This window comes from Comamonas sp. DB36, from assembly GCF_057914905.1.
Map to the genome: position 1 here is coordinate 2,005,081 of NZ_CP196631.1, position 21,575 is coordinate 2,026,655.

At 67.1% G+C, this 21,575-nt stretch carries 15 protein-coding genes; 11 read left to right on the forward strand and 4 right to left on the reverse strand.

All coding sequences use genetic code 11. The annotated features are described in order from the left end of the window. Positions 1-35: 35 nt before the first annotated feature. Complete coding sequence (gene argA / locus ACSVDO_RS09305; RefSeq protein ID WP_489596051.1) at positions 36-1,382, reverse strand: amino-acid N-acetyltransferase; 1,347 nt, start codon at positions 1,380-1,382, stop codon at positions 36-38. 298 nt (positions 1,383-1,680) lie between these two features. On the opposite strand from argA, the gene hrpA reads away from it, so the two are divergent. The 4 genes from hrpA to ACSVDO_RS09325 all read left to right on the forward strand — a co-directional run bounded on the left by hrpA (position 1,681) and on the right by ACSVDO_RS09325 (position 9,283). Further along, positions 1,681-5,682: an ATP-dependent RNA helicase HrpA gene (hrpA, locus tag ACSVDO_RS09310; protein ID WP_489596374.1), complete on the forward strand. Its 4,002-nt coding sequence runs from the start codon at positions 1,681-1,683 to the stop codon at positions 5,680-5,682. Positions 5,683-5,822: 140 nt separating this feature from the next. After that, positions 5,823-6,386, forward strand: coding sequence for a hypothetical protein (locus ACSVDO_RS09315; protein ID WP_489596053.1), 564 nt, complete (start codon positions 5,823-5,825; stop codon positions 6,384-6,386). 123 nt (positions 6,387-6,509) lie between these two features. Further along, entirely contained in the window at positions 6,510-8,201 is a 1,692-nt protein-coding gene (locus tag ACSVDO_RS09320; protein ID WP_489596055.1) for a long-chain fatty acid--CoA ligase, read from the forward strand. Positions 8,202-8,275: 74 nt separating this feature from the next. Further along, a complete protein-coding gene (locus ACSVDO_RS09325; RefSeq protein ID WP_332534181.1) occupies positions 8,276-9,283 on the forward strand; it encodes a Bug family tripartite tricarboxylate transporter substrate binding protein in 1,008 nt (335 codons plus the stop codon). A 36-nt stretch (positions 9,284-9,319) separates the two neighbouring features. On the opposite strand, the gene ACSVDO_RS09330 is transcribed toward ACSVDO_RS09325, so the two are convergent. Together ACSVDO_RS09330 and ACSVDO_RS09335 are read right to left on the reverse strand one after the other, a co-directional pair. Then, on the reverse strand, positions 9,320-12,472 hold the full coding sequence (locus tag ACSVDO_RS09330; protein ID WP_489596056.1) for a multidrug efflux RND transporter permease subunit: 3,153 nt from the start codon (positions 12,470-12,472) through the stop codon (positions 9,320-9,322). 36 nt (positions 12,473-12,508) lie between these two features. Then, a complete protein-coding gene (locus ACSVDO_RS09335) occupies positions 12,509-13,609 on the reverse strand; it encodes an efflux RND transporter periplasmic adaptor subunit (RefSeq protein WP_489596058.1) in 1,101 nt (366 codons plus the stop codon). A gap of 255 nt (positions 13,610-13,864) precedes the next feature. Between ACSVDO_RS09335 and ACSVDO_RS09340 the strand changes: the two genes are divergently transcribed. From ACSVDO_RS09340 to ACSVDO_RS09350, 3 genes are all read left to right on the forward strand, one after another. Next, entirely contained in the window at positions 13,865-14,431 is a 567-nt protein-coding gene (locus tag ACSVDO_RS09340) for a TetR/AcrR family transcriptional regulator (protein ID WP_332534184.1), read from the forward strand. A 76-nt stretch (positions 14,432-14,507) separates the two neighbouring features. Continuing rightward, positions 14,508-15,317: a glucose 1-dehydrogenase gene (locus ACSVDO_RS09345; RefSeq protein ID WP_489596059.1), complete on the forward strand. Its 810-nt coding sequence runs from the start codon at positions 14,508-14,510 to the stop codon at positions 15,315-15,317. Positions 15,318-15,368: 51 nt separating this feature from the next. After that, complete coding sequence (locus ACSVDO_RS09350) at positions 15,369-16,664, forward strand: M20/M25/M40 family metallo-hydrolase (protein ID WP_489596061.1); 1,296 nt, start codon at positions 15,369-15,371, stop codon at positions 16,662-16,664. A 40-nt stretch (positions 16,665-16,704) separates the two neighbouring features. Here the strand turns inward: ACSVDO_RS09350 and ACSVDO_RS09355 are convergent, their stop codons facing one another. Then, positions 16,705-17,592, reverse strand: coding sequence for a LysR family transcriptional regulator (locus ACSVDO_RS09355; RefSeq protein ID WP_489596063.1), 888 nt, complete (start codon positions 17,590-17,592; stop codon positions 16,705-16,707). Positions 17,593-17,747: 155 nt separating this feature from the next. On the opposite strand from ACSVDO_RS09355, the gene ACSVDO_RS09360 reads away from it, so the two are divergent. Genes ACSVDO_RS09360 through ACSVDO_RS09375 form a run of 4 tightly spaced genes read left to right on the forward strand, consistent with a single transcriptional unit; the run spans position 17,748 to position 21,526 of the window. Continuing rightward, positions 17,748-18,710, forward strand: a complete 963-nt coding sequence (locus ACSVDO_RS09360) for a Bug family tripartite tricarboxylate transporter substrate binding protein (RefSeq protein ID WP_332534188.1) — start codon at positions 17,748-17,750, stop codon at positions 18,708-18,710. Further along, positions 18,707-19,942 carry a CaiB/BaiF CoA transferase family protein gene (locus ACSVDO_RS09365; RefSeq protein ID WP_489596065.1) on the forward strand — a complete coding sequence of 412 codons (1,236 nt, stop codon included), beginning with the start codon at positions 18,707-18,709 and terminating at the stop codon, positions 19,940-19,942. Before ACSVDO_RS09360 ends, ACSVDO_RS09365 begins: the two co-directional genes overlap by 4 nt. Before the next feature lie 13 nt (positions 19,943-19,955). Beyond that, complete coding sequence (locus ACSVDO_RS09370; RefSeq protein WP_489596067.1) at positions 19,956-20,366, forward strand: cupin domain-containing protein; 411 nt, start codon at positions 19,956-19,958, stop codon at positions 20,364-20,366. Then, a complete protein-coding gene (locus tag ACSVDO_RS09375; RefSeq protein WP_489596069.1) occupies positions 20,363-21,526 on the forward strand; it encodes an acyl-CoA dehydrogenase family protein in 1,164 nt (387 codons plus the stop codon). The genes ACSVDO_RS09370 and ACSVDO_RS09375 overlap by 4 nt, the downstream gene beginning before the upstream one ends. Positions 21,527-21,575: the final 49 nt, after the last annotated feature.

The window sequence follows — 21,575 nt, forward strand, 5'->3', positions numbered from 1 at the left end:
TCGCAGTAAAAGCGGGCGCGAGGCCATTACATGCTTCAGAGCTTTTTGACCAGTACCTGGCTCTTGCGGTCCCAGTTGTACTTGGCCTTGCGCGATTCAGGCAGCCAGTTCGGGTCCACGGGCTGGAAACCGCGCTTGATGAACCAGTGCATGGTGCGCGTGGTCAGCACGAACAGGCTTTCCAGCCCCTGGTTGCGCGCGCGCTGCTCTATGCGCTTGAGCAGCTTTTCGCCGTCGCCCGTGCCCTGGCTCTTGGGCGAGACCGTCACGGCCGCCATTTCGGCGGTCTTTTCCTTGGGATAGGGGTAGAGCGCGGCGCAGCCGAAGATCACGCCGTCGTGCTCGATCAGCGTGTAGTTGGTGATGTCGCGCTCGATCTCGGTGCGGCTGCGCTTGACCAGCGTGCCGTCGTTCTCGAACGGCTCTATCAGCTGCACGATGCCCGCGACATCGTCGGCCGTGGCTTCGCGCAGCTCTTCGAGCTTCTCGTCGATGACCATGGTGCCTATGCCGTCGTGCACATAGATTTCGAGCAGCAGCGCGCCGTCGACCGCGAACGGCAGGATATGGCTGCGCTCGACGCCGGCCTTGCAGGCCTTGACGCAGTGCTGCAGGTAGAACGCGGTGTCGGTGGGCTGCTGGGGCGCGGGCAGCTGGGCCAGCAGCGACTGGGCGGTGGCCAGCGGCAGCTCGGTGTCTATGGGGTTGTCGTCGCCCGCGGGCTCGAGCGGGTGCTGGTAGATGCCGGGCACTTCGGTCAGGAAGATCAGCTTGTCGGCCTTGAGCTCTATGGCCACGCTGGTCGCGACCTCTTCCATGTTGAGGTTGAAGGCCTCGCCCGTGGGCGAGAAGCCGAACGGCGACAGCAGCACCATGGCGTCCATGTCGAGCGTCTGGCGTATCGCGTTCACGTCGACCTTGCGCACCAGTCCCGAATGCTTGAAATCGACGCCGTCGACGATGCCCACGGGGCGTGCGGTGACGAAATTGCCCGACAGCACGCGCACCGTGGCGCCGGCCATCGGCGTGTTGGGCAGGCCCTGGCTGAACGCCGCTTCGATTTCATAGCGCAGCTGGCCCGCGGCTTCCTGTGCACAGTCGAGCGCCACGGAGTCGGTGATGCGGATGCCGTGCGAATACTGCGGCGCATGGCCCTTGGCCTGGAGCTGCTCGTTGACCTGGGGACGGAAACCGTGGACCAGCACGATGCGCACGCCCATCGCCTGGATCATCGCCAGGTCCTGGGCGATGCTTGTGAGCTTGCCGGCCGCAATGGCTTCGCCCGTGATGCCGACGACAAAGGTCTGGTTGCGGAATTTGTGGATATAGGGCGCAACCGAGCGGAACCAGGGAACGAAGGTGAAGTTGAAGACGGTGGACATGGGCGGCGTGGACGGGGCGGGCGAAGGCGGGCTACAAGCCCGGGGCGACAAATGTCGCATCATAAGCACGCCGCGACATCCTGCGAGGCGCAGGGCGAAGAAGTTGTCAGCGCGCATCGGTCGCCTGCAGAGTCCTGCGCCGGCCCGGAATAAATCATGGGCCGCCAGCGCTGGGAGCCCGGGCTGCGGATAATGGCGGGCTATGCCTTTTTCCGATCCGCAGACCGCTGCCGCGCCGCGCGCGTACACCCTTGACTTTCCTGCCTCCCTGCCCGTGTCCACGCGGCGCGAGGAGATCATGCGCGCCATGGAGCAGCACCAGGTGATCATTGTCTGCGGCGAGACCGGCTCGGGCAAGACCACGCAGCTGCCGAAAATCGCGCTGGCGCTGGGCCGCGGCAAGTGCAATGCGCCGGCCGGCACCCAGGGCAAGCTGATCGGCCACACCCAGCCGCGGCGCATTGCCGCCAGTTCGGTCGCCAAGCGCATTGCCGAGGAGCTCAAGACGCCGCTGGGCGGCGTGGTCGGCTACAAGGTGCGCTTCCAGGACCGGCTGTCCAAGGACACCACGGTCAAGCTGATGACCGACGGTATCCTGCTGGCCGAAACCCAGACCGATCCGCTGCTCAAGGCCTACGACACGCTGATCATCGACGAGGCGCACGAACGCAGCCTCAACATCGACTTTCTGCTGGGCTATCTGCGCCAGATCCTGCCCAAGCGCCCCGACCTCAAGGTGGTCGTGACTTCGGCGACCATCGACGCCGACCGCTTTGCGCGCCATTTCGCCTCCGCCGACGGTCCGGCGCCCGTCATCATGGTCTCGGGCCGCACCTTCCCGGTCGAGCAGCGCTACCGGCCGTTCGAGGAAAGCCGCGACTACGGCCTCAACGAGGCGATTGCCGACGGCGTCGACGAGCTCTGGGCCGGCGGGCGCGGCGGCGACATCCTGGTGTTTTTGCCGGGCGAGCGCGAAATCCGCGAAGCCGCCGACCATCTGCGCAAGCACCTGCAGCACCAGCCCGTGCTGCGCGGCGCCGAAGTGCTGCCGCTGTTCTCGCGGCTGTCGCAGGCCGAGCAGGACCGCATCTTCGAAGGCCACACCGGCCGGCGCATCGTGCTGGCGACCAACGTTGCCGAGACCTCGCTGACCGTGCCCGGAATCCGCTATGTGATCGACGCGGGCACGGCGCGCGTCAAGCGCTACAGCTTCCGCAGCAAGGTCGAGCAGCTGCTGGTCGAGCCCATCAGCCAGGCCGCGGCCAACCAGCGTGCGGGCCGCTGCGGCCGCGTGGCCGACGGCATCTGCATTCGTTTGTACGACGATGCCGATTTCCTCGCGCGCCCGGCGTTCACCGACCCCGAAATCCTGCGCAGCTCGCTGGCCGGCGTGATCCTGCGCATGAAGTCGCTGGGCCTGGGCGACGTGGTCAACTTCCCCTTCCTCGAGGCGCCTTCGGGCCGGGCCATTGCCGACGGCTACCAGCTGCTGGCCGAGCTCGGCGCGGTGACCGACCACGGCGACATCACGCCCATGGGCCAGGAGCTGTCGCGCCTGCCGCTGGACCCGCGCGTGGGCCGCATGATTCTCGAGGCGCGCGCGCGCGGCGCCGTGGCCGAAGTGCTGGTCATCGCCTCGGCGCTGTCGGTGCAGGATGTGCGCGACCGGCCCATAGACGCCCAGCAGCAGGCCGACCAGCAGCACGCCAAGTTCGACGACGAGAAAAGCGAGTTCAGCGGCTATCTGCGGCTGTGGAAATGGCTGCAGGACGCGCGCGGCGGCAAGGTCGTGGCGCAAAGCCGGCGCGAGATGGCCAGTCAGGCCGCGCCCGCGCCCAAGGCCTCGGCGCGCAATGCGGCCTTCCTGCCCGTGGCCCAGCGCAGCACGGGCGCTCAGGCATCGGTCCAGGCCGATGCGGCCCCGGCCTGGAAGCCCGACGCCGGCGTGCCCGTGCCGGCCGACGACGCCTCGCACAAGATCAGCAACCGCCAGTGGGAACAGCTGCTGCGGCAGAATTTCATCAACATCCGCCGCGTGCGCGAGTGGCGCGACATCTATTCGCAGCTGCTCACAGTGGTCAAGGAGCAGCGCTGGCAGATCAACACCCAGCCCGCGGGCTACGAGGCGCTGCACCTGTCCATGCTTTCGGGCCTGCTGGGCAACCTCGGCTACAAGGGCGACGAGAGCGACAGCTACCTTGGGGCGCGCGGCATTCGCTTTCACCCGCACCCGGGCGCGCACCTGTCGAAAAAGCCCGGCCGCTGGATCGTTGCCGCCGAACTGGTCGAGACCTCGCGCCTGTACGGCCGCGGCATTGCGGCCGTGGAGCCGGTGTGGCTGGAAGAGGTCGGCGCCCATCTGCTGAAGAAACAGCTGCTCGACCCGCACTGGGAAAAGAAAAGCGCCGATGTGGTCGCGCTCGAGCGCGCGACGCTGTACGGCCTGGTGGTCTACAACGGCCGGCGCACCAGCTTCGGCAAGGTCGATCCGCAGTCGGCGCGCGAGCTGTTCATCCGCCAGGCGCTGGTCGACGGCGGCTGGGACACGCGCCTGCCTTTCCTGCAGGCCAACCGCAAGCTGGTCGCCAAGATCGAGGAGATGGAGCACAAGTCGCGCCGCCAGGACGTGCTGGTCGACGACGAGCTGATCTACGCCTTCTATGACCAGCAGTTGCCGCAGGGCGTGTTCAGCGGCGCCACATTCGAGCGCTGGTTCCAGATGGCCAGCCGCGAGAACAGCGACCTGCTGCGTCTCACGCGCGACGAACTCATGCGCCACGAGGCCGCGGGCATCACCACCCAGGCGTTTCCCAAGGTCATCAAGCTCGGCGGCGTCGACTGCGCGGCCCAGTACCTGCATTCGCCGGGCGACGCGCGCGACGGCGTCACCGTCACGGTGCCGCTGTTCGTGCTCAACCAGGTCAGCGAGGAGCGCGCCGAATGGCTGGTGCCGGGCATGCTCAAGGACAAGATCCAGGCGCTGCTCAAGAGCCTGCCCCAGCGCCCGCGCAGCCGCTTCGTGCCGCTGCCCGAGAACGCGCAGCGCCTGGCCGAGCTGCTGTGCGCGCCCGAACGCTTCGTGCAGGGCGGGCTGGTCGACGCGCTGCTCAAGCAGGCGCGCGATGAAACCTCCCTGGACATCAAGCGCGCCGATTTCAAGCTCGACATGCTGAGCCCGCACCTGTTCATGAACTTCCGCGTGACCGACGAGCATGGCCGCCAGCTGGGCCAGGGCCGCAACCTGGGCGCGCTCAAGGCCCAGCTCGGCGCCAAGGCGCGCGGCGCGTTCCAGGCGCTGGCCGGAATGAAGCTGGCCAATGTGCTCGAAGACGGCGCGCCCGCACCGGCATCGGCATCGGCGGCGGCAAAGCCGACGGCCAAGGCCGCGGCGCCCGTGGGCAAGTCCCAGGCACAGCCCGTGGCCAAGCCGGCCAGCGACGCGCCCGCGGCCGGCCAGCGCTACACGCAATGGAGCTTCGGCACGCTGCCCGAGCTGATGGAAATCCGCCAGGGCGCGCAGTCGCTGGTGGGCTTTCCGGCGCTGATAGACCACGGCGATGCCGTCGGCATCGAAGTCTTCGACGAGCCCGAAGTCGCGGCCGCCAAGCACCGCGCGGGCCTGCGCCGGCTGTTCGCGCTGCAGATCAAGGACGCGCTCAAGTACCTGGAAAAGAACATTCCCGACCTGCAGAAAATGGCCGTGGCCTTCATGCCGCTGGGCACGCAGGAGGAGCTGCGCCAGCAGATCATCGATGTCGCGCTGGACCGGGCTTTCGTGCTCGATCCCCTGCCCACCAACGCCGCGGAATTCACGCAGCGCGTGCAGGACGGGCGCGGCCGGCTGACCTTGATCGCCAACGAAGTCGCGCGGCTGGCGGGCGCCATCCTGGTCGAGTACACGGCTGCGGCGCGCAAGATCAAGGACACGAAGAATGCGCCCGAGGCCACGGCCGATGCGCTGCAGCAGCTGCAAAAGCTCATGCCCAAGCAGTTCATTGCCGCCGCGCCCTGGACGCAGCTGGCGCATTTTGCGCGCTACCTCAAGGCCATCACGCTGCGCCTGGACAAGTGGCGCGCCGATCCCGCGCGCGACGCCGCGCGCCTGGCCGAGCTGCGCCCGCACGAGCAGCGCTACTGGCGCCTGGTTGCCGACCGCAAGGGCCAGGTCGATGCGCGCATGCAGGAATACCGCTGGATGCTCGAAGAGTTGCGCGTGGGCTTCTTCGCCCAGGAACTGCGCACGCCTTACCCGGTGAGCGTCAAGCGCCTGGACAAGCTCTGGGCGCAGATGCAGAAATGACCCCCCTGAGCGGCTACGCCGCTTCCCCCCAGGGGGACGGCAGCCTCGGTGCGGGGCGGCCCTTCCTCGCTGCCCCCTTGTCGGGGCACGCCGGTTTCATGGACAGAGGGTTTGGAGAGCACCTTGAGTAACCGAACACAATGAGCGCGATGGTGGACTGGTTCTGGAGCCGTCCGCTGCTGCCGCTGGAGCGCGCTTTCGTGCGCCGGCATTTCGGCGCCACGCTCGATGCGCATCTGCCCGGGCTGCGCATCTACCTGCGCCGCGTGGGCGACACGCGGCGCGCGCTGTCGTTCAACGGCGGGCGCATCTCCATGCCACGCATCTGCTTTGTGGCCAGCGATCCGCGCCAGCCGCTGCGCCTGGTGCAGCCGCAGATCGCGGGCGTTTTTGCGCACGAACTGCTGCACCAGTGGCAGCGCGTGCAAGGCCAGGCCGTGACGCGCCAGGCGTTCTGGCTGCAGCTGCGCCAGCTGTGCGGCGGGCACAACCCCTATGCGTATGCGCGCTGCAGCGATGCGCAGGTGATGCACGACACGTTTCTTCAGGCCCAGGTGGAGCAGCAGGGCCAGATATGGGAAGACCATGTGCAGGCTTGCGTCGCCGGCGCGCCCGCGGCGGAATTCGCGCGCATTGCCGCCCATGTGCGCGGTGACCGGGCGATGGCCGGCGCCGCGCCTGGGGACGCGGCTTCGCGCGCTTGAGTTTTCGGCGGGGTTGCGGCCGTGTCAGCGTCGCGCAGGTGACCCGTACCTAGGTCTTGTGCCTAGTGCCAGCGCCGGCGCGCTGGCCTAGTCTAGCTGTTGATTTCATAGCGAGCAACATCCATGCGCCCTCATCACGCTTTCTGGCCCGCCCGGCTGCCCCATTCGATCACCGTTCCCGCCACGTCGGTATGGGACAACCTGGCCGTCAGTGCGCGGCGCTATCCCGACAAGACCGCGCTGGTGTTCTTCGGCCGCCACCTGACCTACGGCGCGCTGGCCGCGGACGTGGAGCGCGTCGCGGCCTATCTGCAAAGCCTGGGCGTGGGCCGGGGTGACCGCGTGGTCGTGCTGATGCAGAATTCGCCGCAGCTGGTCATTGCGCATTACGCGATCATGCGTGCCAACGCAGTCGTGGTGCCGGTCAACCCCATGAACCGCGCCGACGAGTTGCAGCACTACATCACCGATCCCGACGCCAAGGTCGCGCTGACCAGCGGCGATCTGGCCGGCGAACTCGCCAAGGCCAGCAATGCCTTGCCCGCGGGCAGCGGACTGCAGCATCTGGTGGTCACGCAGTTCAGCGATGCCTTCGATGCCGATGTGCAAGGCCCCGACGCGCCGCCCGAACAATGGCGCGAATGGCTGCTCACGCGCCACCCTTTGCCGGCCCTGGCGCAAGGCCAGGTCCACCCCTGGGACGAGGCGCTGGCCTGCACGGCCATGGCTTCGGCGCATACCGTGGGCGCCGACGATCTGTGCGTGCTGCCGTACACCAGCGGCACCACGGGACTGCCCAAGGGCTGCATGCACACCCACCGCTCCATCATGCACAACGCCGTGGCTTCGGGCTTCTGGAGCAACGCGACCAGCGAGCAGGTGGTTTTGGGCGTGGTGCCTATGTTCCACATCACGGGCCTGGTGTCCATGCTGCACACCTGCATCTGCCTGGGCGCGACGCTGGTCATCATGCCGCGCTGGGAGCGCGAGCTTGCCGGCCGGCTGATCTCGCGCTACCAGGTCACGAGCTGGACCAATATCCCGACCATGGTCATCGACCTGATGGCCAGCCCCCACTTCGACCAGTACGACCTCACCAGCCTGCGCCACATCGGCGGCGGCGGCGCGGCCATGCCCCAGGCCGTGGCCCAGCGCCTGCTCGACCAGTTCGGCCTGCGCTACATCGAAGGCTATGGCCTGACCGAAACCGCCGCGCCTTCGCACAGCAATCCGCCCGACCGCCCCAAGCAGCAGTGCCTGGGCATTCCTTTCATGAGCACCGACGCGCGCGTGATCGACCCCGATACGGGTCAGGAAGTGCCGCAGGGCGAGCAGGGCGAGATCGTGATCCACGGCCCCGAAGTGTTTGCCGGCTACTGGAAATGCCCCGAAGCCACGGCGGCGGCGTTCATCGAGATCGAAGGCAAGCGCTTTTTCCGTTCGGGCGACCTGGGCCGCATCGACGAGGAAGGCTACTTCTTCATCACCGACCGCCTCAAACGCATGATCAATGCCAGCGGCTTCAAGGTCTGGCCGGCCGAAGTCGAGGCGCTGATGTTCAAGCACCCGGCGGTGCAGGAAGCCTGCGTGATCTCGGCGCGCGACAGCTACCGCGGCGAGACCGTCAAGGCCGTGGTCGTGCTGCGCGCCACGCACAAGGGCCAGGTCGGCGAACAGGAAATCCTCGACTGGTGCCGCGAACACATGGCCAGCTACAAGGCGCCGCGCCAGCTGGTGTTTGTCGATGCGCTGCCCAAGAGCGGCAGCGGCAAGGTGATGTGGCGCGTGCTGCAGGAACGCGAAGCCGCGGCGTGAAGGCGCCGGCTCCGATTCGATCAATTCCGGGTTTTTAGGCTTTACGCATGACTTCGCACTCTCAGGATTTCGCCATGAATGTTCCCCCATTGAGCCGCCGCAGGCTGCTGCAAGGCGCGGCCGCCTGGACCGGCGCCGGCGTGCTGGGCAGCGCCCAGGCACAGGGCAGCAAGGCCGCCTGGCCGTCCAAGCCGATACGCATCATCGTGCCCTACAACGCGGGCGGCAGCACCGATGTCGTCGCGCGCACGCTGGCCGACGGCATGAGCAAGCGGCTGGGCAAGCCGGTGCTGGTCGACAACCGCGGCGGCGCGTCCGGCATTCTCGGCACCGACGCCGTGGCGCGCGCGCCGGCCGATGGCCATACGCTGCTGGTGTCGCTGTCGACCTCGATGATGGTCAACCAGTTTCTCTACTCCAAACTGCCCTACAACCCCGAAAAGGACCTGGAACTCATCACCCAGATCGCGACCGCGCCCATCGTGCTGGTGGTCCACCCCTCGGTGCCGGCCAACAACATGCAGGAGCTGCTGGCGTACGTCAAGGCCAACCAGGGCAAGCTGTCCTATGGCTCCTGGGGCCAGGGATCGCAGGCGCATCTGGTCGGCGCCTATCTGAGCAAGATGACGGGCTCCGACATGACCCATGTGGCCTACAAGGGCGAGGCACCCATGCTGCAGGACCTGCTGGGCGGGCAGCTGCAGCTGTGCTTTGCCGGCGTGGCCGGCGCCAAACCTTTTGTCGACGCCGGCCGGCTCAAGGCCATAGGCCTGGTGGGCCGCGAGCGCGCGCCTACCTTGCCCAAGGTCGCGACCCTGCATGAGCAGGGACTGACCGACTCCGCCTATTCGGTGGTCGGCTGGATAGGCATGGGCGCGCCCGCGGGCATTCCCGCGGATGTCGTCGCCCAGCTCTCCAGCCTGGTCAAGGAGCTGGCGCAGGACCCCAAGGTGCAGGAGCAGTTGGTCAACACGGGTGGCCTCGCGGTGATGGGCACGCCGCAGGCGTTTCGCGCCGCCTACCAGCGCGACGCGCCGGCCTGGAAGGCGCTGGTCGCGGCGGCCAACGTGCAGCTCGACTGAGGCCGCGTCAGCGCGCCGCCGGGAAGTTGAAGTTCCTCACTTTTCCGGGCAGGCCGGTTCGCCGGCCTGTGGGGTGGCGTTGCCCTGCGGCTTCCTGCGGCGGGTCAGCGACAGCACCCAGACAAAGAAGACGGGAACGAAAACCACGCCCAGCAGCGTGGCGCTGAGCATCCCGCCGATGACGCCGGTGCCTATCGAGCGCTGGCTGGCGGCGCCCGCGCCCGAGGCCATGACCAGGGGCAGCACGCCCAGAATGAAGGCCAGCGAAGTCATGACGATGGGCCGAAAGCGCAGGCGCGCGGCGCGCAGCGCGGCATCGACCAGCGGCTGGCCCTGGGCCATCAGGTCCTTGGCGAACTCGACGATCAGAATCGCGTTCTTTGCCGCCAGGCCGATGACGGTGATCAGCCCCACCTTGAAGTAAACGTCATTGGACATGCCCAGAATGCTCACGGCCAGCACCGAGCCCAGGGCGCCAATCGGCACGATCAGCATCACCGAAGCCGGTATGGACCAGCTCTCGTAGAGCGCCACCAGCAGCAGGAACACCACCAGGATGGCCAGCGTGAAGAGAAAGGGCGCCTGCGCGCCGGCAAGCTTTTCCTGGTGCGACAGGCCCGTCCATTCGTAGCCGATTCCCGGTGGCAATTCGCCCATCATGCGCTCGAGCTCGGCCATGGCCTCGCCCGTGCTGTGGCCGGGCGCGGCGTCGCCGCCGATGTTGAACGCCGGATAGCCGTTGTAGCGCGAGATCTGCACCGCGCCGCTTTCCCAGCGCGGGGTGACAAAGGACTTGAGCGGCACCAGCTTGCCGTCGCGGTTGGGGACGTTGAGCTCCAGCACTTTTTCCGGCGTCATGCGGCTGCTCACATCGGCCTGCACGACCACGCGCTGCAGCCGCCCCGCGTTGGCGAAGTCGTTGATCGTCGCCGAACCGTAGGCGGTGGAGATTGCCGAGCGCACGGCATCGAAGTTCACGCCCAGCGCCTGGGCCTTGTCGCGGTCCACGTCCAGCCGCAGCTGGGGCGCGTCCTGCAGGCCTTCCATCATGGCGTAGGCAATCACGGGCGAGCTGCTGGCCATCTGCAGCAGCTTGTCGCGCGCAGCGGTCAGCGCCGCGCGGCCCAGGCCGGCGCGGTCCTGCAGGCGCAGCGAAAAGCCGCCCGAGTTGCCCAGGCCTTCGATGGGCGGCGGCGAGACCGCCATCACGGTGCCGTCGGAAACGCTGGCAAAGCGCGCGTTCAAGGCCGCGACTTCATCCATGGCCGACTGGCCGGCGCCGCGCTGCGACCAGTCCTTGAGCGTGGGAAACGCAATGGCCGCGTTCTGGCCGCTGCCCGAGAAACTGAAGCCCAGCACCGAGAACGCCGAATCCACGCCGGCGCGCGACAGCAGGTATTGCTCCACGTCGTCGACCAGCGCCTGCGTGCGCAGATGCGTCGCGCCCGGCGGCAATTGCATGTCGACAATCAGCGTGCCCTGGTCTTCGGTGGGCACGAACGACTCGGGCAGGCGCGCATACAGCACGGCCAGCACCGCCACAAGGGCCAGGTAGACCAGCATGTAGCGTCCGGTCCTGCGCAGCAGTTGGTGGTTGAGCGCCTCGAAGCGCTCGCTCAGGCGCGCGAAGAGGCGGTTGAACCAGCCGAAGAAGCCTTTCTTCTCGGCGTGCTGTCCCTGGGGGATGGGCCTGAGCAGCGTGGCGCACAGCGCGGGCGTCAGCGTCAGCGCCAGGAAGCCGGAGAACATGATGGACACCGCCAGCGACAGCGAGAACTGCTGGTAGATCACGCCCACCGAGCCGCTCATGAACGCCAGCGGCAGGAACACCGCCGCCAGCACCAGCGTGATGCCGACAATCGCGCCGCTGACCTGCTCCATGGCCTTGATGGTGGCCGCGCGCGGCGACAGGCCTTCCTCGGCCATGATGCGCTCGACGTTTTCCACCACCACGATGGCGTCGTCGACCAGAATGCCTATGGCCAGCACCATGCCGAACATGGTCATCATGTTGACCGAGAAGCCGAGCACCGACATCACCGCAAACGTGCCCAGCAGGCACACCGGCACGACAATGGTGGGAATCAGCGTGTAGCGCAGGTTCTGCAGGAACAGGAACATCACCAGGAACACCAGCACCACGGCTTCGATCAGCGTGTGGATCACCTTTTCAATCGCCACCTCGACAAACAGCGAGGTGTCGTAGGGAATGGAGTACTCCACATCGGCGGGGAAGGCCGCCGACAGCTCCTGCAGGCGCGCGCGCACCGCCTTGGCGGTCTTGATGGCATTGGCGCCCGGGGCAAGCTGCACGGCGGCGGACACCGCCTTCTTGCCGTCCAGCGTGGTGTCGAAGCTGTAGTCCTGGCGACCGATCTCCAGCCGCGCCACATCGGCCAGGCGCACGGTGGAGCCGTCGACATTGGCGCGCAGCACGATGCGCTCGAACTCCTGCGGCGTCTCCAGCATGCCCTTGACGGCAATCGTTGCCGTGAGTTCCTGCTCGGGTGAGCCTGGCCGGCTGCCGAAACTGCCCGCGGGCACGGGAACGTTCTGCGCGGCAATCGCGCGGTTCACATCCTCGACCGACAAGCCATAGCCCAGCAGCTTCTGCGGATCGATCCAGATGCGCATTGCGGCTTCCGAGCTGAAGAACTGCAGCTTGCCCACGCCCGGCAGGCGCCGGAGCTCGTTGTTGATGCTGCGCGCCGCGTAGTCGGACAGGCCGACCACGTCCTTGTGGCTGTCATCGCCCTTGTAGGTCAGGGCGTAGATGATCAGGAAGCCGGCATTCGCCTGATCGACCTGCAGCCCCTGCTGGGTCACAGCCGCGGGCAGGCGCGCTTCGGCCTTCTTGAGTCGGTTCTGCACGTCGACCTGGGCCAGATTGGGATCGGTGCCGGGCTCGAAGGTGGCGGTGATTTCGGCCGTGCCATCCGAGCTGCTCGATGAGGCGAAGTACATCAGACGGGTCGCGCCGTTGAGCTCCTCCTCGATCACGCTGGTGACCGAATCGACCAGCGTGGCAGCCGAAGCGCCGGGGTAGGTGGCGAAGATGGAGATCTGCGGCGGAGCGACCACCGGAAACTGCGACACCGGCAAAGACGGTATCGCCAGCACGCCGGCCAGCGTGATGAAAATGGCCACGACCCAGGCAAAGTTGGGCCGGCCAATGAAGAAATTGGGCATTGTCTGTCCTTGGGAATCCTGGCGCGCGCAGGCGCCTTATTTGCCCGCGTCGGCGGGCGCGGCCTGCGGCTGGGCCCATGTCACCTTGTCGCCGGGGTTCACGGCCGGCCCGCCGACAATCACCCGCTCGCCGGCCTGCAGGCCTTCGGTGATCAGCCAGTCCGGGCCGTACATCGCGCCGGTCTTCACCAGCCGCACGGCGGCGGCGCCGGCTTCGTCGACCACCAGCACCTGGGGTTTGTTGTCGGTGCTGCGCTTGACCGCGCGCTGCGGCACCAGCACGGCCTGGGGGTTCACGCCCTGGTGGGTGGTGACGCGCACGTACATGCCGGGCAGCAGCAGGCCGTCGGGGTTGGCGAATTCGCCGCGCACCAGGATCTGCCCGCTGGTGGGGTCCACCGCGATGTCGGAGAACTTCAGCCGGCCCTCGCGCACCTTGTCCGTGCCCTCGACCGTGACGCTGACGCGGCCGGCATGCGCGGACGCGCGCGCTGCCGGGGCGGCGGCGTCGCGCAGGCGCAAGGCCTGGGCCACGGGCTGCGTGAAATCGGCATAGATGGGATGCAGCTGCTGGATGGTGGCCAGCGCCGTCGCCTCGCCCTGGCCCACGAGCGCGCCCTCGCTGACCAGCGAGCGGCCTATGCGGCCCGAGATCGGCGCCTTGACGCTGGCGTAGCCCAGGCTCAGCTGCGCGCTCTCGAGATCGGCCAGCGCCGACAGCCGCGCCGCCTGGGCGCGCTTGAACGCGGCGCTGGCGGCGTCGAAATCCTGCTGGCTGATGGCCGCCATCTTGACTAGCGGTTCGTAGCGTCTGAACACGGCCTGGGCCTCGGTCAGCGCGGCTTCGGTGCGCGCCAGCTCGCCCTGGGCGCGGCGCAGGGCGGCGGCCAGGGGCGCGGGGTCTATGCGAAACAGCAGCTGGCCGGCCTTGACATCGGCGCCTTCCTCGAAATGGCGGCTCAGCACGATGCCGGCCACGCGCGCGCGCACCTCGGCGACGCGCGCCGCCGTGATGCGCCCGGGATATTCCTCGCTCATGTCCAGCGCCCGCGGCTGCACCGAAATCGTCTCCACCTGGGGCGCAGGCATCTCGGCCGGCTCCGGCACGCCACGGCTGCAGCCGCTCAACAAAACCATTGCAGCCACGCCTGCTGCGAGCGGCGCCACGCGACCCTTGCCCATCTCAAACCCCTGGTGATTGATGCGCATTGATGTCTGCGCGAGTCACATAGTGTTTCACAGTTTCAAATGAATCACAAGTGATTCATTTGATCTTTGATGGCTGGAATTTGAATGTCAGCAATGTGAATCGATTAAAATAAAGGCTATTTGAATCACGACATCTGTCGTCCCGTACGGTGCCGACAGACGTCACCAGAGGGGAGTCCACCGATGAATGCGCTTGCTGCCGTGGAAGACGAGAAGACTTTGGCGGCCCTGGCCCTGGCGATGGTGAACCACCCGCGAGCCACCTTGCAGGAGCTGGCCAAGGCCATAGGCGTGAGCAAGGCCACGCTCTATCGGTTCTGCAAGACCCGCGACCAGCTGATCGAACGCCTGTTCGAGCACAGTGCCAGCCAGCTGCGCCGCTCCATCGATGAAGCCGAACTGCACCAGGGCCCGGCTGAGCAGGCCTTGCGCCGCCTGATACAGGGCCAGCTGCGGCACAAGGAACTGACCGCATTCCTGACCTATTACTGGAAGCCGGATTCCATGCAGGACCCGCGCGCGGTTGCAACCTGGGCGGCCTTCGATGCGGCGGTCGATGCGTTCTTTCTGCGCGGCCAGCAGGAAGGCGCGTTCCGCATCGACATCAGCGCCGCGGCGCTGACCGAAACCCTGTTTTCCATGGTCATAGGCCTGCTCGATGCCGAGCGCCGCGGCCGGGTGGCGCGGGCGGCCGTGCCGGACATGGTCGAGCAGGTGTTTCTGCGCGGCGTGGCGGCGCCGGCAAAGTGATTGCCGCGCCGCGCCGGGTCAACGCGTAGACTGGGCCATCCCCATTTCGCGCGCCTTGCGGCTGCGCTGCTGCCCCATGACCCAGAAACTCGCTTCCAAGACCGCCATCATCACCGGCGCTGCCCAGGGTATAGGCGCGGCCATCGCCCGCGCTTTCGTGCAGGAAGGCGGCTTTGTCTATGTCACCGACATCAACGATGAACTCGGCATGCGCGTGGCGCAGGCGCTGGGCGAGCAGGCGCGCTATGTGCCGCTCGATGTGCGCAGCGAGGACGACTGGCAGCGCGTGACGGGCCAGGCGCTGCTCGAGCGTGGCCGGCTCGATGTGCTGGTGAACAACGCCGGCATCACGGGTTTCGAGCAGGGCGCGGTCGCGCATGACCCGGAAAACGCCAGCCTTGCGGACTGGCAGGCCGTGCACCGCACCAATCTCGACGGCGTGTTCCTGGGCTGCAAGCACGCGATACGCGCCATGCGCGGCCATGGCATAGGCGCCATCATCAATATCTCCTCGCGCTCGGGCCTGGTGGGCATTCCCGGGGCCGCGGCCTATGCGTCCTCGAAGGCCGCGGTGCGCAACCACAGCAAGACCGTGGCGCTGTACTGCGCCGAGCAGGGCCTGAAGGTGCGCTGCAACTCCATCCACCCGGCGGCAATTCTCACGCCCATCTGGGAGCCCATGCTTGGCACGGGCGCGGACCGCGAGGCGCGCATGGCGGCGCTGGTGCGGGACACGCCGCTGCGCCGCTTCGGCCTGCCCGAGGAAGTCGCGGCCATGGCCGTGCTGCTGGCGTCGGACGATGCCACCTACATCACCGGCAGCGAGTTCAACATCGACGGCGGGCTGCTCGCGGGTTCGGCCGCAACGCCCGCGAAGGTGGAGTAGTCTGGCGGGCGGTATTTCCTTTTTCCCATCCATAGCCTGAGGGTTCCATTCATGTCCATCCGTCCGTTCGCCGGTCCCGTCATCCGGCCCCTGTTCGCATCCCTTTCGCTGGCGCTGTTCGCCACGCTGGCGCAATCACAGCCCGCGCCCCATGCTGCGGTGCACGCGCTGGCCCAGCAGGAGCAGCAGCCGCTGCTCGACACGCTGCGCGACCTGGTGCATATCGAGTCGGGCAGCAAGGACCTCGAAGGCCTGGACAAGATCGCGGCGCTGATCGCCAGCCAGCTGCAGCAGCGCGGCGGCAAGGTGGAGATCCTGCGGCCGACCGACATCTACCGTCTCGACGACACGCCCGAAAAAGTCGGCCCCGTGGTGCATGCCACCTTCCAGGGCCAGGGCACGAAGAAGATCATGTTCATTGCCCACATGGACACCGTCTACCTCAAGGGCATGCTCAAGGATCAGCCGTTTCGCATCGATGGCGACAAGGCCTACGGCCTGGGCATAGGCGACGACAAGCAGGGCGTGGCGACCATCATCCATACCGTGGGCATGCTGCAAAAGCTGGGCTTCAAGGACTACGGCACGCTCACGGTGCTGATCAACGGCGACGAGGAAATCAGCTCGCCCGGCGCGCGCGGCACCATCACGCGGATTGCGGCCGAGCAGGACGCGGTGTTCTCGTTTGAAGGTGGCGGCGCCACGGGTTCGCTGCGCCTGGCGACCAGCGGCATTGGCGCGGCCTACCTCACGGTGGACGGCAAGGCCTCGCACGCGGGCGCCTCGCCCGAGAAAGGCGTGAACGCGCTTTACGAGCTGTCGCACCAGCTGCTGCAGATGAAGGAGCTGTCCAAGCCCGAGCAGGGCCTCAAGCTCAACTGGACCGTGGCCAGCGCCGGCACCAACCGCAACGTGGTGCCCGCCCAGGCCAAGGCCCAGGCCGATGCCCGCGCGCTCAAGGTCTCCGACTTCGACGCGCTCGACAAGCAGCTGCAGTCCAAGGTGCAGAGCAAGCTGCTGCCCGAATCCAAGGTGCAGGTGAAGTTCGAAGTGCGCCGCCCGCCGCTGGAAGCCACCGAGACCTCGCGCCGCGTGGCCGAGCATGGCAAGAAGATCTACCAGGAAATCGGCCTGCCGCTGACCGTGGTGGCCGAAGCCACGGGCGGCGGCACCGACGCCGCGTTTGCCGGGCTCAAGACCCGCGGCGCGGTGGTCGAGGGCATGGGCCTGTCGAGCTTCGGCGCGCATTCCAACGACGCCGAATACGTGCTCATCAACACCATCGTGCCGCGCCTGTATCTGGCCACGCGCATGGTCATGGACCTGTCCAGCGGCAAGCTCCAGTAACGCGCCTTGGCGGTGCGCCGCACTTCCTGGCGTGGCGCGCTCAGCGCGGCTGCAGGATTCTCTCGGCGCACTCGATGAAACTGCGCAGCGTGGGCGGGCAGTAGGCGGGATTCCAGACCAGCATGGCCGGGGCCCGCACCTGCTCGCCCTTGATCTTCACGAACCGCACACCATGCACCCGTGACTGCGCCAGCGAGCGCGGAACCACGGACACGCCCAGTCCGTTGGCGACCATGGCCACGATGGTCAGCCACTGGCGCGCGGCGTGGGCCAGGCGCGGGTGGATTCCGGCGCGCGAGAAGATGGCAATCACGTTGTCATAGTTGGCCGGAGCGACATCGCGCGAGAACATCACAAAGCGCTCGTCGACCAGCTGCGTCAACTCGATGGCCGCGCACTGTGCGTGCGCATGGTCTTCGGGCAGACAGATCAGGAATTCATCTTCCGCCATGGGCAGAAATGCCAGCTGCGGCGGCACCGCCGAGGCATTGACAAAGCCCGCATGGATCTGGCCGCGCAGCAGTTCGTTGACCTGGTCGGCGCTCGACATCTCGCCGAGCACCACGTCGACATCGGGCGTCTCGGCGTTGAACTGCCGCACGATGGCCGGAACCTCGCGGTAGACCTGCGAGCCGGTCATGCCGATATCGAGCCGCCCGCGCATTCCCCGGCCGACGATCCTGGCGACATTCGATGCCCGCGCCACCTGCTCCAGGATCTGGCGTGCCTCCTCCAGAAACGCCGCGCCGGCCTGGGTCAGCTCGACATGCTTGCTGTCGCGTATCAGCAGCTTGACTTCCAGTTCCTCTTCCAGCGACTTGATGGCGCTGCTCAGCGGCGGCTGGGTGATCGCCAGCTTGCCGGCCGCGCGGCCGAAATGCAGCTCTTCGGCCAGGACGACAAAGTAGCGCAGAAAGTGAAGCTTCATGGGGCAGGGGGGCGAAGGCGCAGCACCTTCAACGATTCTCAAAAAGAATCACTCTAGCCAAATTGAGGATTGGACGCGAATGGTTGTGCCCATGAAGATGGCGCTGCATCGCTTGACACGGCGCTGCGCATTCGAACTACAAAAGGAGACACGGCATGAAAATCTTTCCCCGGGCCCTGACCCTGGTGGCCAGCCTGCTGGCGGCTGCAGCGTCCATAGCCCAGACCTACCCGTCCGCGCCGGTCACCATGGTCGTGCCGTTTGCCGCCGGCAGCGGCACCGATGCCGTGGCGCGCATCGTCGCCAAAAAGCTAGGCGAGCGCCTCAAGCAGCCGGTGCTGATCGACAACCGCGCCGGCGCCAACGCCCAGATCGCGGCCCAGTTCGTCGCCAAGGCCAAGCCCGACGGCTACACCTTGTTCATGACGACCAATACCTCGCACTCGGCCAACCCCAGCCTGATTGCCAATCTCAAGTACGACCCGATCAAGGATTTCACGCCGGTGGCGCGCGTGGGCGAGCTGCCGTTCGCGCTGGTCGTGGGCAGGAACGACCCGGCAAAGACGCTCAAGGGCTGGATAGAGCAGGTCAAGGCCAACCCCGGCAAATTCTCCTATGCGACGCCCAACAGCACTTCGCTGGTGGCCTCGGAAACCATCAAGCGGATTCTGGGCCTGGACGTGGTGGCCATTCCCTACAAGTCGAGCCCGCAGGCGCTGACCGATCTGATTGGCGGCTCGGTGCAGATGTATGTGGTCGATCTGGGCTCGGGCATGGGAATGATCAACGCGGGCAGCGTGCGCGTGCTGGGCGTGACCACCAAGGAGCCGCTCAAGTCCATGCCCGATGCCGTGCCCATCGTCAAGGAGGTGCCGGGCTTCGATCTGACGTCCTGGAACGGCATCTTCGGCCCCGCAGGCATGGCCAAGCCCGTCGTCGACAAGCTCAACCAGGAGCTGCAGGAAGTGCTGGCCGACAGGGAGGTGCAGAAATCGCTGGCCCAGCTGGGCTTCGAGACCTGGCCGACCAGGACGCCCGAGGAATTCGCCAAGTACGTGGCCGACCAGCTCGCGCACTGGAGCACGCTCGTCAAGCAGGCCGGCATACGCGCCGAATGAACATGACTGCAGCGCATTCCCCCGCCGCCACCGGACCGCTGGCCGGTGTCAAGGTGCTTGACCTGACATCGGTCGTGATGGGGCCGTTTGCCACCCAGATCCTGGCCCAGCTCGGCGCCGAGGTCATCAAGGTCGAGACGCCCGAAGGCGACAACATGCGCCATGTCGGGCCGATGCGCCATGCGGGCATGGGGCCCATCTTCCTGCATGCGAACGCAGGCAAGAAAAGCATCGTGCTGGACCTCAAGCAGCCCGAGGGCCGCGAGGCCGCGCTCAAGCTGGCCGAAAGCTGCGATGTGTTCATCAGCAACGTGCGGCCCCAGGCGCTGGCCCGTCTGGGACTGGACTACGCGGCGGTGGCCGCGCGCAGCCCGCGCATCATCCATGTGAGCTGCTGCGGCTTCGACCAGGAGGGGCCCGATGCCGCGCGCCCGGCCTATGACGACCTGATCCAGGGCGCGACCGGCGTGCCCTGGCTCATGGAGCAGTACGGCGCGCCCGAGCCCGCCTACATGCCGACCACGCTGGCCGACCGCGTGACCGGCCTGCACACGGTCTACGCGGTGACGGCGGCGCTCTATGCGCGCGGCCAGACGGGCCTGGGCCAGGCCGTGGTGGTGCCGATGTTCGAGGCCATGGCGCAGTTCATCCTGGGCGATCACATGGCGGGCCTGACGTTCGACCCACCGATAGGCAAGCCCGGCTACGCGCGCCTGCTGACGCCGCACCGCAAGCCCTATGCGACCCGCGACGGCATGCTGTGCGTGCTGATCTACAACGACCAGCATTGGCAGCGGTTCTTTGCCGCCATGGACGAGAGCGAAGGGCTGGCGCGCGATCCGCGCTTTGCCACGCACAGCGCGCGCGCCGCGAACATCGATGCGGTCTATGCCGAAGTCGCGCGCCTGATGCGCACCCGGACCACGCAGGAATGGCGCGCGCTGCTGGATGCGGCCGACGTGCCCAACATGCCGATGAACAGCCCGCAGGACCTGCTGGCCAATCCCCAGCTGCGCGCCACGGGCTTTGTCAGCGACAGCGTGCATCCCAGCGAAGGGGCCATGCATGCCCTGGCCCATCCCACCAAGTGGTCGGCGACGCCGCCCGCGCGCCAGTTCTCTCCCGCGCCCCGCTTGGGCGAACACACCCGCGAACTGCTGCAGGCCGCCGGCTATACCGGCGAGCGCATAGACGCGCTGCTGGCGCAGGGCGCCTGCCGCACCGAACCCTGAAGGAAAGATCCCCATGAATCCCAGCTACCTGGTGCGCAGCGCCGATGTGCCGGCCTATCAGCCCGCCAATCACCATCACACCTTCAACCAGCGGCTGATCGGCCCCGAAACCGTGGGCGCGCGGCAGATGGAAGTGCTGCTGGGAACGCTGCACAAGGGCGGCGGCGCCTTGCCGCATGCCCATCCCGGCATAGAGCAGGCCTGCCATCTGCTCGAAGGCACGGCCCATGTCGAGGTCGCCGGCCAGGCCTTCGACATGGTGGCCGGCGACACCTGCTTTTTTCCCGCCGATGCCATGCATGTCTTCACCGTGACCAGCGACAGCCCGGTGAAGCTGCTGGTGATCTACAGCCCGCCCTACGGCGAATCGCCCGACAAGGTGATACGCCCAGCCGCCGTGGCTGTCGAAGGAGCCGCGCAATGAACTTCGCCCTGAGCTCCGAACAGGAACAGATCCGCGACGCCATCGAGCGCGTGTGCGCGCCCTTCGATGCCGATTACTGGCTGCGCAAGGACCAGGAAGGCGGCTTTCCCGAGGATTTCCACCAGGCGCTGGCGGCGTCGGGCTGGCTGGGAATTGCCATGCCCGAGGCCTATGGCGGCGCCGGCCTGGGAATCAGCGAGGCGGCGCTGATGATGCACACGATTTCCGCCACCGGCGCCGGCCTGTCGGGCGCCTCTGCGGTGCACATGAACATCTTCGGCCTGCACCCGGTGGTGGTGTTCGGCACCGACGAACAAAAGCAGCGCTGGCTGCCGCCGCTGATCGCCGGCACCGACCGCGCCTGCTTTGGCGTGACCGAACCCAATACCGGGCTCAACACGCTCAAGCTCAGGACACGCGCGCTGCGCGACGGCGACCATTACGTGGTGCATGGCCAGAAAGTCTGGATCAGCACCGCCCAGGTGGCCAACAAGATGCTGCTGCTGGCGCGCACCACGCCGATAGAGGAGTGCACGGGCACCGAAGGCCTGAGCCTGTTCTACACCGATATGGACCGCAGCAAGGTGGAAGTGCGCGAGATCGAGAAGCTGGGCCGCAAGTGCGTGGACTCCAACCAGGTGTTCATCGACGGCCTGCGCATTCCCGTGGAAGACCGCGTGGGCGAGGAAGGCAAGGGCTTCAGCTACATCCTGCACGGCCTGAACCCGGAGCGCATCCTGATTGCCAGCGAGGCCGTGGGCCTGGGGCGCGCGGCGCTGCAGCGCGCCGCGGGCTATGCCAACGAGCGCGAAGTGTTTGGCCGGCCCATAGGCCAGAACCAGGGCATACAGCATCCGCTGGCCAAGTCCTGGATGGAACTCGAAGCCGCCCACCTCATGGTGCAAAAAGCCGCCTGGCTCTACGACCAGCACCTGCCCTGCGCGGCCGAAGCCAACAGCGCCAAGTACCTGGCCGCAGAGGCCTGTTACCACGCCTGTGAAAACGCCATCTTCACGCATGGCGGCATGGGCTATGCGAAGGAATACCATGTCGAGCGCTATCTGCGCGAGTCCTGGATTCCGCGCCTGGCGCCCGTGAGCCCGCAGCTGATCCTGTGCTTCATTGCCGAGAAAGTGCTGGGGCTGCCCAAGTCCTATTGAGCCTGCAGCGGTGGCCGCCGGCGTTTTGCGGCCACAATGCGGGTTGTCT